The 12,684-nt window shown below is 56.2% G+C and carries 12 protein-coding genes; 3 read left to right on the top strand and 9 right to left on the bottom strand.

Annotated elements, in window-relative coordinates; translation table 11 throughout:
• Positions 1 to 301: 301 nt before the first annotated feature.
• Positions 302 to 682: a hypothetical protein gene (locus tag ACYJL1_RS05390; RefSeq protein ID WP_460897387.1), complete on the top strand. Its 381-nt coding sequence runs from the start codon at positions 302 to 304 to the stop codon at positions 680 to 682.
• On the opposite strand, the gene ACYJL1_RS05395 is transcribed toward ACYJL1_RS05390, so the two are convergent.
• From ACYJL1_RS05395 to ACYJL1_RS05420, 6 genes are all read right to left on the bottom strand, one after another.
• The gene (locus ACYJL1_RS05395; RefSeq protein WP_460897388.1) at positions 581 to 2,029 is read right to left on the bottom strand and encodes a UvrD-helicase domain-containing protein; all 1,449 of its coding nucleotides are present in this window, start codon (positions 2,027 to 2,029) and stop codon (positions 581 to 583) included. The genes ACYJL1_RS05390 and ACYJL1_RS05395 overlap by 102 nt on opposite strands.
• The gene (locus ACYJL1_RS05400) at positions 2,019 to 3,749 is read right to left on the bottom strand and encodes an ATP-dependent nuclease (RefSeq protein WP_460897389.1); all 1,731 of its coding nucleotides are present in this window, start codon (positions 3,747 to 3,749) and stop codon (positions 2,019 to 2,021) included. The genes ACYJL1_RS05395 and ACYJL1_RS05400 overlap by 11 nt, the downstream gene beginning before the upstream one ends.
• A 200-nt stretch (positions 3,750 to 3,949) precedes the next feature.
• A complete protein-coding gene (locus ACYJL1_RS05405; RefSeq protein WP_460897390.1) occupies positions 3,950 to 4,333 on the bottom strand; it encodes an XRE family transcriptional regulator in 384 nt (127 codons plus the stop codon).
• A 1-nt stretch (position 4,334) separates the two neighbouring features.
• Positions 4,335 to 4,703 carry a type II toxin-antitoxin system RelE/ParE family toxin gene (locus ACYJL1_RS05410; protein WP_460897391.1) on the bottom strand — a complete coding sequence of 123 codons (369 nt, stop codon included), beginning with the start codon at positions 4,701 to 4,703 and terminating at the stop codon, positions 4,335 to 4,337.
• A 12-nt stretch (positions 4,704 to 4,715) separates the two neighbouring features.
• Positions 4,716 to 5,018, bottom strand: a complete 303-nt coding sequence (locus ACYJL1_RS05415; RefSeq protein ID WP_114440480.1) for a MerR family transcriptional regulator — start codon at positions 5,016 to 5,018, stop codon at positions 4,716 to 4,718.
• Positions 5,011 to 6,432: a tyrosine-type recombinase/integrase gene (locus tag ACYJL1_RS05420; RefSeq protein WP_460897392.1), complete on the bottom strand. Its 1,422-nt coding sequence runs from the start codon at positions 6,430 to 6,432 to the stop codon at positions 5,011 to 5,013. Before ACYJL1_RS05420 ends, ACYJL1_RS05415 begins: the two co-directional genes overlap by 8 nt.
• Positions 6,433 to 6,771: 339 nt before the next feature.
• Between ACYJL1_RS05420 and ACYJL1_RS05425 the strand changes: the two genes are divergently transcribed.
• Positions 6,772 to 7,419, top strand: a complete 648-nt coding sequence (locus tag ACYJL1_RS05425) for a DUF3800 domain-containing protein (protein WP_460897393.1) — start codon at positions 6,772 to 6,774, stop codon at positions 7,417 to 7,419.
• Between the two features lie 285 nt (positions 7,420 to 7,704).
• Here ACYJL1_RS05425 and pepT read toward each other — a convergent pair whose 3' ends face one another.
• A complete protein-coding gene (pepT, locus tag ACYJL1_RS05430) occupies positions 7,705 to 8,937 on the bottom strand; it encodes a peptidase T (RefSeq protein WP_460897394.1) in 1,233 nt (410 codons plus the stop codon).
• 232 nt (positions 8,938 to 9,169) lie between these two features.
• Between pepT and ACYJL1_RS05435 the strand changes: the two genes are divergently transcribed.
• Complete coding sequence (locus tag ACYJL1_RS05435) at positions 9,170 to 9,937, top strand: sulfotransferase family protein (protein ID WP_460897395.1); 768 nt, start codon at positions 9,170 to 9,172, stop codon at positions 9,935 to 9,937.
• A 1-nt stretch (position 9,938) separates the two neighbouring features.
• Here ACYJL1_RS05435 and bspF read toward each other — a convergent pair whose 3' ends face one another.
• On the bottom strand, positions 9,939 to 11,225 hold the full coding sequence (gene bspF, locus ACYJL1_RS05440) for a type IV secretion system effector crotonyl transferase BspF (RefSeq protein WP_460897396.1): 1,287 nt from the start codon (positions 11,223 to 11,225) through the stop codon (positions 9,939 to 9,941).
• Positions 11,225 to 12,646, bottom strand: a complete 1,422-nt coding sequence (locus tag ACYJL1_RS05445; RefSeq protein WP_460897397.1) for a lipopolysaccharide biosynthesis protein — start codon at positions 12,644 to 12,646, stop codon at positions 11,225 to 11,227. Before ACYJL1_RS05445 ends, bspF begins: the two co-directional genes overlap by 1 nt.
• Positions 12,647 to 12,684 lie beyond the last annotated feature (38 nt).

Below are 12,684 nucleotides of genomic sequence, written 5' to 3' on the forward strand. Positions count from 1 at the left end.
TAGTTCTGCGGGGCGGTAAAGGCGGTGGCAGCGCGTCGATCTTGGCCTTTTAACATCCTACACACCGCGAACAACATTCGGAACGAAGGTTATTACGCCGAACTGACGCGAGGCGCTTCGGCTTCACTTGGCCGGCGCTGCAGCCGACGGCTGACGTTTTAGCACAGCCTGGGGATCTCCCGCAGGGGAAGGCTTTCCCCTCGCTGGCGAAATACATCCTGGGTGGGCGGGTCCGAGTTTGCTTCGGTTTGAAAATCAAATTCTGCGACTGATCGCTAAGGGCGAGCCCATTCAGGAGACGATGCGCCAGCTTTGCGTATGGATCGAGGAAATGCTGCCCGAAGTGCTGTGTTCGGTCATGGCTGTCGATAGGGCTGGTTTGCTTCACCCACTGGCTGCGCCGAGCCTTCCCGAGCATTTCACGGCTGCGATCGAAGGCGCATTGATCGGACCGCACGCCGGTTCGTGCGGGACGGCCGCCTATTTGGGTGTGCCTGTCGCGGCGGACGATATCGAGCACGATCTGAAATGGACGAAGTACAAGAATCTCGCGCTCTCGCTCCGCCTGACGGCCTGCTGGTCAGGCCGGCGTGAAGCGGGCGCTCGGCGATATGATTCTTATAGTTTTCGTCGCTCGCGTGAGCGCTACGTACCAATCCTTGCCGCTCATTGCGTCGGTTGATGTCACGATGGCTCGGTCGAACTCCAAACCTTTCACCAAGAGCGTGCTTCCAATGCTGCGGCTTCCCAATCGACGACCTGCGTGACGACTTCGATTTTGAACCTCCCAGATTGATGCGTGGAGGCTCGGGGGTTGGATCTTCGTCGTGGTCTTGAGGGCCGATTGCATCGCAAAGTACATTTCGCGGCGGTAGATGCGGACGTCTGGGCGATCTCGCAGCCCCTGAAGGAAGGCGAGCATCGAGGCATCGCTACCGTCTTGGATGACCGCATCGGTTAGTTGCAAAAGATCGCCGAACTTAGCTTGGCCCATGCGGCGGCCCTGTTGGCGAGCGTCGACGGCCCGCTGGAGCTCTGCCTTGTCAGCCCCGATCATACATTTGGCGGCGAAAGCTAGGAGCGCCTTGAAACGTGCTTGTCCGACTGAACCATCAATGGCCCTGGCCGCTGCGAAAAGCGTCTTACAGCCGACCGCTTCGATATTCACGAACCCTTGCTGTGCCAGCTTCTGCGCCAGCGCCGATCGGCGGTCTTCGCTGGTGCTGTCGCCGATGACGATGAGGTTTCCAAGCAGCTCATCGCGCATCGATTCGAGGCATTGCCGGACTACTGTAGCCTGCTGATGACGCGGATCGGCGGGCAAGGCGGTCCAGGTTACGCAATTTGGACGACTGCTGAGATCAAGAATTTCGCCCTTCTGAAGCGCCAGCCGCACGGCTCGGAGCCATTCGGCGAGAGAATCATTCCCGGCGTTCCTCCATCGCCACGGAGTTGCCAGCTCGGCTGCTTGTCCAAAGCTTGGAAAGACATCCTTCTCCCAACTAACCGGCGTTTGGCCCCGAAAGTCGAAGATAGCCTGAAGCGGGTCGCCAAAAACGCACGTCGGCAAATGGTTGGCGAGCCGTTTGATCACCTCGTGCTGCTGCAAGGTGCAGTCTTGGTACTCGTCAACGAAGCAGCCACCATATGAAGAATTAATCACCCCATCCACGGCGCCACTATCAAGTAGGCAGGCTGCGGCGGCATAAACGGCGTCCCACTCCGCCGTGGAGCTTGGTACAGTCGATAGGATCCCGGAGCGCCGAGGAAAGGAAGCCGCAAACCGGAGGCACCAGCCCGCGATCGTGTCGATGCGATACTTGCCGCTAGGAATTTGAAGCTTCTTGAGGCGTCGCGTGAGCGCATCGACGCCAGCGTGCGTGTGCGTAAGAATGAGTCGGCGATGTTCGGACACAACCACCGCACGGGCAATTTGCTCGGTTTTCCCGCAACCAGCGGCGGCAATGATGCTCCCGCGTCGAATGCCCGCCGCCAATCGCGCAATATCTGTGTCTGCCTCAGGAGCCATCGATCCATGTCCGCATGGCATCGAGCCCTTGGGCGAGTGGAGTCCCAGCCACATTGGCCAAATGGGGGCCGACAACTGATGCCAACCCTTCGCCGCGTGAAATGTCCTTGAACCAGCTCTTGTCGTTCGCGACCTTACCAATCAGCCGACGCAAATCCACGGTGTCGCGCTCCGGTCCCAGCTTGGCGGCGGAAACGGTTGGAAGCTGGGCGACGCTCAAAGCATTGTCGAGGACGGCGATAACACTATCCTGTCCGACGCGCTCGATTGCGAGCGCGATCAGCGCGCGTACTCCGACCCAGGGAAGGTCGAGAAAAAGCCGTTGCTCGGTCGAGCAATTGTCAGGCCATTGCCAGAGAGCCGCGCCTTTGTCGGTCGCTCGTCGCAAGGCCTCCGCGTTTGGCGGCTTGTCGGAGTCCAGAAGAAGCCAAACCTCGTATCCAAGGTCGCGAAGGTGCTCGGCGATAAGTGGGGCCTTATCCTTCCCCCCGCCGTCGATCGGGACTGCTCCTTGCAAGGCGAATGAATCTCGGCCCCCATTATGCCACCATCCATCCAAGCCGCGCATAAGGCCCTGTTCCGTTCGCCCCTCGCCAACAAGCACCTTGCGTGCGAGGAAGGCCTCAGGCGTTCCGCGAAGGTGACGCTGAGCCGTGTCGAGGTCTCTGGCCAGTCCCGAAACTGACGCCACCGTCGTCACGCCAGCCGACGATCGAACAGCAAAAATATCCGAGGCGGTTAGCTCGCGGATGACCACTGGCGAGTGTGTCGTCACGAACATCTGCGGCTGGACGGCGCCTTCGCCGCCCTTGGGCGTTTTCAGATATTTGAGCAGCCGGGCGACGCGATGCGGTTCCAGACCATGCTCGATTTCGTCGACGATAGCGATATGAGGCGGACCGGCGTCGTGCTGAAGCGCCGACACGAGAAGGCGAGACGACCCAGTTCCAAGCCGACGGAGTGGAAGGTTGCCGTCATGCAATGCAATTCCGCCAGAGGTGATGCTGACGCCTTGAACGTCCAGTTCGGCTGTGAATTTCCCTCGGACGGGCACGGCGAATAGCTTGCTCAGCTCCTCTGCCCGGTCGACGGCTTTTTTGAAGATACCTTGATCGCCGGCCTTGAAGGCCGTGCGGGCCGCCCGGCTGGCTTCCGCCAGTTGAAGACTGTATCCCTCACCAGCCTCGCCGATGCGTGTCAGGACGGAGGTTCGGCCCCAACCGAGATGTCGTTCGGCATATGGCCCCAAGCGATTGGTGCCCATCCGCTTGGTGTCTTTGTAACGTACCGCCGGTGGGTCCTTATCGATGGCATCAATACGATCATTGTGGATCGACCATCGAGCCTCTAGCGACTGATCGATAACTACGGTGATGGATAGCGCGTCTTCCAAACCCGCGCCGGACTCGTCCTCGATTTTGGTAGCTGCTTGGTTCCAGCCGCGAAGGTGTAATCCGTATCGGTCCTCGGCCTTGAAGTCGCCTGGTAGCCCGGCCAGCGTAACAGTGATCTGCAGCGGCTTCTCGATATCGAGGTCGAAGAAGTCACAATCATCGGCGAAGCTGTAGGATCGGGGATTTAGACACAGCTCGATGGCATCGAGGATGGTCGTTTTTGTTGCATCGCCGGGGCCGATCAAGCAGTTCATGCCCGCCGCGGGTGCCCACGCCAAAGATTTGATTCCGCGGAAGTTCTGGATCTCTAGATAGACGATGCGCATTCTTCCCCCCGGTCGCTGACGCACATCGTCAGTCAAAGCTCTTTTCTTATGCCAACTTACTCACAAGGATCCTCGATCTTGATATGGGCAGCTTCGCCGAAGTAGCTGTCCTCGCCCATTTCGCGTCGAGATGCTTGCCGCACTTCGGCAAAGCGCAGACACCGCCGCTCCGAAAGGGCAAGATTATTCTCGTCGGGTAACTAGCGCCCACGGGCACCGCCGATCTGCACGCGACCGCGCGGTCGACGAGCCGATTTCTGCGGCGCGGCGCTGTCATCGCCGAGATGGTGAATTCGCAGAGCAGGACGCTGCGGCAGTGTGACGGTCAATTCGAGCTTACCTCCCACGGCTTCCACATAGCTACGAAGCGTCGAGAGATACATGTCGGTCTGCTTCTCAATCTTGGAGACCGAAGGCTGCTTGATGTTAAGCGCGGAGGCGATGTCCGCCTGTGCCTTTCCGGCAATCTGGCGCAACTCGCGCAGGCCTTCGACCTCCTGCTTGAGCTCCTGATAGCGCACATCGATCGCGGCCTGCTCTTCCGGAGGCAGCGTCGCAATGAAGTCGTTCAGGTTCCGGCCCATCTCACTTTCCCTTCTTTGCGGCTTTCAGGCTTTCCAGATGTTCGGAAAACCGGAAATCCGCTTTTGCGATCAGCTTCCTATAGAAGCGCTTCTGGCTTCCACCCGACTTGTCTCCGGCTACCAGCAAGATAGCTTTTCGTTCTGAATCGAAGGCGAAGGCTGCGCGCCATTCGCCGTCGGCCGCTTCGAACCGCAACTCCTTCATATTGGCGTGGCTCGACCCCTTGAGCGTATCGGCATGTGGCCGGCCAAGCTGCGGGCCGTAATCCGACAGCAGCTTGGCGACCGCGAGCAATGCCTCGCGGACATCGCGCTCAAAGGCCAGAACCTCGCCCTCGAAGGCCGGGTGGATTTGGACTTCCCACTTCATATAGCCTCCGGGCTATGTTCGGTCAATGGGAAGGACGCGCGGAGCGGCCGGGGATGCGGTGGTCGCACGACGGCAACTCTCGGCCCATGCATCGAGATCATCGACCGCGTAGCGGACCCATTTCCCGAACTTATGGAAAATGGGTCCGCCGCCGAGTGAGCGGTAGCATTCCAGGGTGTGCGCTTCCAAAGCGAGGTAGCGAGCGGCCGCCTCGGTATCGACGAAGCGGATCGGCCCAGCGTCATCAACGAACCTGGCGCGACGCAGGATGTCCGCCGTAGGCCATCGGCGCTGTTGGTTGGCGTCCTCACGCATGGGTCGCCTCCTTTGTCACGTCGCGTTTGGTGCCGGAGGGAACGGCGCGGTTTTCCCCGGAGCGATGACGGAACGGCCGATAGTTTCCGAGCTTGGTGCGCGAGGCATACTGGCCGTCCTCGTAGCCGAGGGGCTTGCCGGCCGCCGTCAGCACCGGCTCGATCGCCTCGACTTCAGGCGCCACCGAAGGCACGTCCACAATCGGCGCCGGCGTCGGGATGGGAGGCGGGCTCGCCGGGTGACCACCAAGCAACGCTTGCCGCCGCTGGTTGACCGCTTCTGCCGCAGCTCGCACGGGATCGTCCTCGGTGTGCACGTACTTCATGAACATGGTCACCGTCTTGTGGGCGGTGAGCGCCATGCCGACCTTCACCGGCACGCCGGAGTTGGCGATGTCGGTCGCCGAGCGATGTCGGATGCCATGCGTTCCGATATGCGGCAGCCCGGCGCGCTCAAGAATGCGCCGCCAGCCCTGGTAATAGGTGTGCTTCGACATTGGCAGGTTGGGATCGAAGACGGACGGGCAGACGAACGGCGATTCCTCGAGGCGCGGAGCGGTCTCGAAGAGCCGTTGGGCTTCGGCGCTCATGGGCTTGGACATGCCACCGGTCTTGCTGTCCGGCCAAACCACCCGGCGGTTGTCGTAATCGATCCATGACCATTCGAGCTGGAGGATCTCGGACATGCGCGCGGCGAATTCGAACTGGAGCCGGATCGCAAGGAGGATGAAGGGATGCTCAAGGCCCTCTGCCTCGGCACGCGCGAGGTAGGCAAAGAGCTTCTTCATCTCGCTGTCGGTGATCAGCCGGGTTTTTCCCCGTTCAGGGAACTTCGGGACGTGGCGGCACGGGTTCGACCCGTCAGGGCGCATGCCCCAGACTTCGGCCATATTGAACATCTTCCGCACGGCCGCCAGGACGCGGTTCGCATTCGTTGGCTTCTTCGCCATCTTCTTCATCAGGTTTGAGATATCGGCGCGGGTGACGTCGGGCACCTTCAAATGGCCGAGCACCGGGATGATGTAGCGCTTGCCGTAGCCGCGGTTCGACTCGACGGTGGAGGGCTTATTGCGGGTCTCCGAGTAGTCGGTGATGAAGCGGTCGAACAGTTCCTTGACCGTAGGCGCCTGCCGGGCTGTGGCCCGCTCTGCGCTGGGATCGACGCCGCGGCGAACTTCGGCCAGCCAGTCCTGGGCGATCCCGCGGGCCTGCTCGACCGTGATCTCACCGTAGCGGCCGATGGCGGGCTTTCGGCGCTGTCCGTTATGGGCGACATAGGCGACCATGAAAATCTTGCGGCCGGCCGGCGTGATCTTGACAAGGAACCCGGGTATCGTCGTATCCCGAAGCTCGTAATCGCGCTCCTGCGGGGTTGCGGCGTCGACAGCGGTCTTTGTGAGCTTGATTTTGGGCATTCCTAACCTCCGTTGAGGTCGGATTTCAGGTGCAACATAGGTGCACCTAGAAAGCCAACCGTAGCGTACGTCCGGCTAGGTATGTGTGAACTGAAAACCGAAAAAAGCTAGTGCTTACAATCGGTTATCGGGAAAACGGATACTGCCGGATACACAAAGGATAGCGTATGTCCGGTCTCTCAAAATCAGGTTCCGCAAGGAGTGCTGGTTCGATTCCGGCAAGGGGCACCATTTTTCAAAAATATGTAAATATCTTTCAATTGTTTAAAGCATAGACGCTATCTTCTTATCTGCCCGTTAAAAACACATCGCTCTACGGGACTGGTTTTTGGAAACGACTTGATCAACAAGCTTTCCATGCATCATGTGGTTATTATGCTTGTTTTCATCGATGAGTCGGGGGATCCTGGTTTCAAACTCGCAAAGGGCTCTTCGCCGGTATTTGTCGTTGCTCTTGTGGCATTCAGGGATGCTGAGCAAGCTATTTTGGCGAGCAAAGCAATCGACGGAGTTTCAAAAAACCTTCGCATGCCTACTGAGTTCAAGTTCAGCAAATCTCGACCTGAAATTAGAGATGCATTTTTTGAGGTTGTTCAGCCATATGATTTCTGTGTCCGGGCAATAGTGATCCAAAAGGCCAAATTGTACAGTTCTAAACTCCGAGAGGATAAGACAAGCTTCTACAGTTTCTTTGTCAAATCGATGCTCAAGTTTGATAACGGACTATTGAGGAACGCCAAGGTGATTATCGATGGATCGGGTGATAAGGCGTTTAAAACAGAACTTGCCACGTACCTTCGGCGCAACACAGGTGAGGGTGCAGTAAAAGCTGTCAGATTTTCGGATTCCAGGAACGATCGCCTTATCCAACTGGCAGATATGTGCACCGGGGCTATTGCAAGATCATATCGTGATGATCGAGCAGATGCCCAAAAATGGCGCCAAGCGATTAGCAAAAAGATCGAAGATGTTTGGAATTTTGGGTAAGGTGCGCTCTGCCAGCCTATCTTGACGAACGTCAAGCACGCACACCATCCGGTGACAATTCGGCTAGGCAGGGCGACTTTTCACATCCTAATGTGATGCAGCACGGATATTTGTCAATACCCCGTACATAATAGTTTTATGTTGACCGGCAAGCGGAACAGGCGGTTCGCTCGTTTCCGCTTTACAGAAACCTACCATGAGCGGCATGACTTTTGAAGCGATAATGCCCGCAGCGCATAAGTTACAATTCCCGATCTCAAACAACCTCTGCTGCATGCACTACCCTCACGCGCGCTCCTCCCATATCCTGGCCAGCTCCACGATCGTCTTTACCGCCCTTTCCATGTCCTGTCTGCTGACCCATTCCAGTGGAGAGTGAAAGGCATGGCCGCCAGCAAAGAGATTGGCGCAAGGCAGGCCCATATAGGACAGCCTTGAGCCATCCGTCCCGCCTCTTATACTGCCGCGCACGGGTTCCATGCCCGCCCGCCGGATTGCCTCAATTGCGTTTTCGACAATCTCGGGATTCCGGTCGAGGATCGCTTTCATGTTGCGATATTGTTGTTTGACAATGAATTTGTAGGATGAGCCGGGATAGTCAGAGATCACCCTCTTGACCAGTTCTTCCAGCATGGCTTCTTTGACCGTCAGACCCTCATCGTTGAAGTCCCGGATAATAAAAGCGAGCGTCGCCTTTTCCATTGAGCCGGTGACACCGACCGGATGGATAAAACCCTCGCGGCCTTCAGTTGTCTCGGGAGCAATTTCTTTGGGCAAAGCGGCAATAATTGCGCTGGCGATCTTGATGGCGTTTTCCATTTTGCCTTTGGCAAAGCCTGGATGGATTGCAACGCCTTGGATGGTGATCTCGACGCCATCTGCGGAGAATGTTTCATCTTCAATGTGTCCGGCGGTTTCACCGTCAACAGTATAGGCGAAATGCGCACCGAGCTTTTTGAGATCAACCTTGTCGGCGCCGCGCCCTACCTCCTCATCCGGCGTGAACAGGATGCGAATAGTACCGTGTTTGATATCGGGATTATCCACGAGGATTTGCGCCGCAGTCATAATCTCGGCGATACCCGCTTTGTCATCGGCACCAAGCAATGTCGTACCGTCTGTCGTGATGATGTCATTGCCGATCTGATCAAGCAGGACAGGATGATCTTTCACGCGAATGATTTGCTGCGTGTCTCCGGTCAGTTGTATGTCCCCGCCCTGATAGTTCAGCACATGTTGGGGTTTTACATTTGTCCCTGTGAAGTCGGGTGCCGTATCCATGTGCGAACAGAAACAAATGACGGGTACATTCTTGTCGACATTGGACGGGATGGTCGCATAGACATAACCAGATTCGTCCAGATGTGCGTCGGTTAAGCCAATTTCGAGAAGTTCGGCCACCAGAACGCGCCCCAGATTAAGCTGCTTCTGGGTCGTGGGCTGCGTCGAGGAACTGGCATCTGACTGGGTGTCAATCACAACGTAGCGAAGAAAACGGTCAGTAACTGTATCAGTCATATGCTTTATCCAATTGATCAATGGTGCCGTCTGTTTAGCGCCGATGTGCAGCGTGTGAAACGGATTCACCTCGAGATAGGTTTTGACGCCGGTGCCGTTCCGTCAGATGTAGCTCAATCAAATCCTCAACGAGATATAATATTAAATCAATATGTTGGCGGCTATTTTGTCGTGATCTGTATTGTGAGAGCTTCCATTTCTCTAGAAAATAAATTCAAATTGGGGAAGATTAATGAATGTAAATGCTGAAAGCAGCCCGATAATCGTCTGTGGGTGTCAACGAAGTGGTACGACGGCCATCGTTCGGATCTTGAACGATAATGGCATGATGATTTCAAATGAATGGGCGTTGTTTGCCTGGCCGGCATGGCAAGATCAGTTTTCGCTGGCCCAGTGGCTGGAAAACAAACGTGCTGTTGTTCAGAAGAATCTCTGGTTGCAATACTGGAATTATGAAATTGAGCTCACAGGTTCTGAAGCTGAGCTCGGTTTTCCAGCAGCCCTGCACTCGATCTATGGAAAGCGTGATGCGTGGCGTTGGGGGGACAAGTGGTCAGATTATGTTTTCCACATTGACGCAGTTAAAGCCCATTTTCCTGACGCCAAGATCATCTACATCTATCGGGATGGGCGCGATGTTGTTGCAAGCATGTTGCGCAAGACCATAGAGAAAGACACAGGCCCAGGTTTCAAACGGTGGGTGAATTCCATTGACGCCTGGCTTTCATGGAAGGATCGGGTTGATCATCTGGCAATAAGACAGGAAGATCTGTTGCAGCATCCCGAGAGGGTTGCCGAGGACATTGCCAACTATTGTGGGTTTACCCTCCAGAGCGCCGGGCATGCTGCTTATGTTCTGTTGGGTTCGGATGCCGAGAATACTGGAGATCACGTATCCAAAAACCCCTTCAAACATACCGGAGCCTATCATGATCAATTTTCGGATGATGATATTCCAGATGACGCCAAGCGCCATCTGATTAATCTCGGTTATCTCTAGACTAGGCCCGACCTGTCAATTCGCGCAAACGCTCGCGCACAAGGCGTGCAATGTTCTGGGTGCGGCGGTAAAGGTGGATTTGTGAAGCGGCCTGCCTTGTTGCGCGGTCCGCTTTCGGGGTAAGGCCGATAACCAGTGTCCCGATCTTTTCCCGCTCTTGAAAAAGGCGCGATGCAACCGGATGGTCCGGTACGGCGCAGGAATCCGTCCTGTCTATATTAGGGTCTTCCAGATGATTCTTGAGGACTTCGATCATCAAGAGAACGCCCGGTGAGTAAGCTGCCAGACTTTCATCATAGGCAGTTTTCCAGGTCCATGCCTCGCCCGCTTCGACAAACACGATAAGCACAGCAATGACTTTACCGTCCAGTTCGAGTGTGTGTATGCGGGCAAGGTCCCGGGCAGCAAGATTATTGACCGCTTCGCGCGCAAAGGCCGCGCGGAACCGGTCCACGGCCATGGCCGAGCCGCGCTGACCCTTCCAGCCGCTGGCTTCCAGTGCGAGAAAATCTTCGAGTTTGCGTCTGATATCCTCCTCGCTGCGGCTGACGACATGAGTGAGGGCGCCTTTGTCCGACAAGCGGCGCCAGAGCCGACGATATTCTTTAGCGTGCTTTGCGCCAATGGCTTCGCGCAAATATTCGTCCCCCTCTTTGGCACTTTCAATTGAGGGACGCTCAATCTGATGCGTGGTGACCAAAGGCAGATTTCGATCCATGGCGATTGAGCGAACAAGCTGTGCCACCGGGCGGTCGAGCAACATATCCGGAAGAACAAGAATTTCGGGTAGCTTCAGATGCTTGCGGCCCAGCATGTCGAAGAGATCATTCAGAACGCCAACGGGATCATCGCGATCAATCAAAGGCGTCCCCTGTGGTCCAAAGGGAGTCGCCCAGGCCCGGAGGATGGAGCCTGAAAAGGCAAACCCCGGCCGCTCTATCGTGTAGGGCATCAGGAAGCGCAGGCGGCTTTTGATGTCGTTCTCATCGCGCATGACCATGAACCGCACTTGCCTGTCATCAAGGCGTGGCATGGCAGGCGCAAGAAACCGCGGATTGAAGAATATGTTCGGCTCGATCGTCCGGTAGGTGAGATGTTCGAGCTCATCAAGAAGTTCAAAACCGGCGGAAGCCGAATAGATGGAAAGCTTGCGTGGAATGGTGCGGCTTCCGAGTGTTTCCTCGATCTGCTTTACCGCATCGCGTGACGAATCCATTCCTGACAGTTGTGCGATGATTTGTGCAGAAGGACCACCGGCCAGTTCTTCGAGAAGCGGAATCGCTGCCATCAGATTTCTTCCTTGGCAGGTGTGTCAGTCACCCTGCCAGCAAAAACGAACATCGTAATGTTCAAACGTTTGTAAACAGTCAGCGTCAAGGTCACCGCTTCGAATATCATTGAAAAAGCAGTGGCGCATGCGGCTCCGGTCAAACCATAGGCCGGGATAAGCACAATGCTGAGACAGATATTAACAATCAGTGTGAGAGCATAGACCGCAGCACAGATTTTTTGCTTGCCGGCCATGTTCAACAGGCTTTCAGCCGGACCAACCGATGCCCGTGCAACGACGCCGACAACCATGATGAAAAGAAGGGGATAGCCCTGCGTGAATTCGTCCCCGAACAGATAGAGCAGTGGTTTGCCCATTAAAAGCAGCACCAGCGCCATGGCGAGCGACGGCCAGAATGTCCAGCGTGCCGTGTCTCTGGCAAATGCGGACAGCTGGGTGTGATCGGTTGTATGGATCAGCTCGGAATATCGCTGCGCGGCGCCTGCTTTTACCGAGAAATAGACAAAGTGCACAAGCGCCAGCAGTTTCACCGTGGCAAAATAGGTGGCGACCTTATCCGGCTCCATGAACCACCCGACCATGAGCACATCCGCATTGGTCAGGAGAAAGAAAAAGCCCTCAACCAGGAAAATCGGGAGTGAGACGGTGAACCATTCGCCGAAACGGATTGACCTGTTTCCGGGAGGTACGAGGGTCTTGAAGCGCTTGTTGACGACGAGCAGTTGAGCCAGCGTTGTCATATAGGTTGCGATTATTGAGCAGGTCACGGCAATAATGGCAGTCGGCGGAAAGCCGGCTGCATGCGCAATACTCATGACGATGAGGGTCAGGATCGGCCTTACGATGTAGGTCGGGGTGAGGGCGATCAAAACCCATGAGCGGGAGCGCGCCGTCCCATCGAGCGTATCGCCCAGTGCAATCATCGGAAGGCAAATGAATCCAAGCAGGAAGGGGGTGACATAGTAGGATTCCAGCACATCACGGAAGTGATAAATGCCCGCGGCTCCGACAAGTGCCAGACAGGTCGTCATCGAGATTGCGAATATTTTGCTGGTAAACAGGATGCCCCGCAGGCGATTCAGCTGGTTGCGCTCAAGATATTGGGGCACATACCGAATAATACTGGTCTGGAAGCCGAGGCACGAAAGATTGCCAAGAATGACGACCGTAACCCATACGAGAACAAAGATCCCATATTCGAACTGCCCCATCCATCGGGCGAATATGACCTGTGAAAGAAGGGCTATGGCGGCGCTTATGATTCGAATGCCGAAAGCGATCAGCGAGACGCGCTGTGCAACGGCATGCTGATTGGTCCCGTCAAGCAAGGCATCCAGACCAAGAAGCCATGGATGGAGCTGGCGGGTCAGTTTCTCCGGCAGAAACCGGTCTGCAGTCTGTACCGCAGAGAATCGCAATGGGCAGCTCCATTTATGGCCAATGAGGGAGCTTTACT

The sequence above is a fragment of the Phyllobacterium sp. K27 genome (assembly GCF_054796155.1).

What these genes read in the sequence shown, in the direction of transcription:
- ACYJL1_RS05390 (WP_460897387.1), top strand. Translation starts at nt 302, where the DNA reads ATGCGCCAGCTTTGCGTATGGATCGAGGAAATGCTGCCCGAAGTGCTG.
- ACYJL1_RS05395 (WP_460897388.1), bottom strand. Translation starts at nt 2,029, where the DNA reads ATGGCTCCTGAGGCAGACACAGATATTGCGCGATTGGCGGCGGGCATT.
- ACYJL1_RS05400 (WP_460897389.1), bottom strand. Translation starts at nt 3,749, where the DNA reads ATGCGCATCGTCTATCTAGAGATCCAGAACTTCCGCGGAATCAAATCT.
- ACYJL1_RS05405 (WP_460897390.1), bottom strand. Translation starts at nt 4,333, where the DNA reads ATGGGCCGGAACCTGAACGACTTCATTGCGACGCTGCCTCCGGAAGAG.
- ACYJL1_RS05410 (WP_460897391.1), bottom strand. Translation starts at nt 4,703, where the DNA reads ATGAAGTGGGAAGTCCAAATCCACCCGGCCTTCGAGGGCGAGGTTCTG.
- ACYJL1_RS05415 (WP_114440480.1), bottom strand. Translation starts at nt 5,018, where the DNA reads ATGCGTGAGGACGCCAACCAACAGCGCCGATGGCCTACGGCGGACATC.
- ACYJL1_RS05420 (WP_460897392.1), bottom strand. Translation starts at nt 6,432, where the DNA reads ATGCCCAAAATCAAGCTCACAAAGACCGCTGTCGACGCCGCAACCCCG.
- pepT (WP_460897394.1), bottom strand. Translation starts at nt 8,937, where the DNA reads ATGACTGATACAGTTACTGACCGTTTTCTTCGCTACGTTGTGATTGAC.
- ACYJL1_RS05435 (WP_460897395.1), top strand. Translation starts at nt 9,170, where the DNA reads ATGAATGTAAATGCTGAAAGCAGCCCGATAATCGTCTGTGGGTGTCAA.
- bspF (WP_460897396.1), bottom strand. Translation starts at nt 11,225, where the DNA reads ATGGCAGCGATTCCGCTTCTCGAAGAACTGGCCGGTGGTCCTTCTGCA.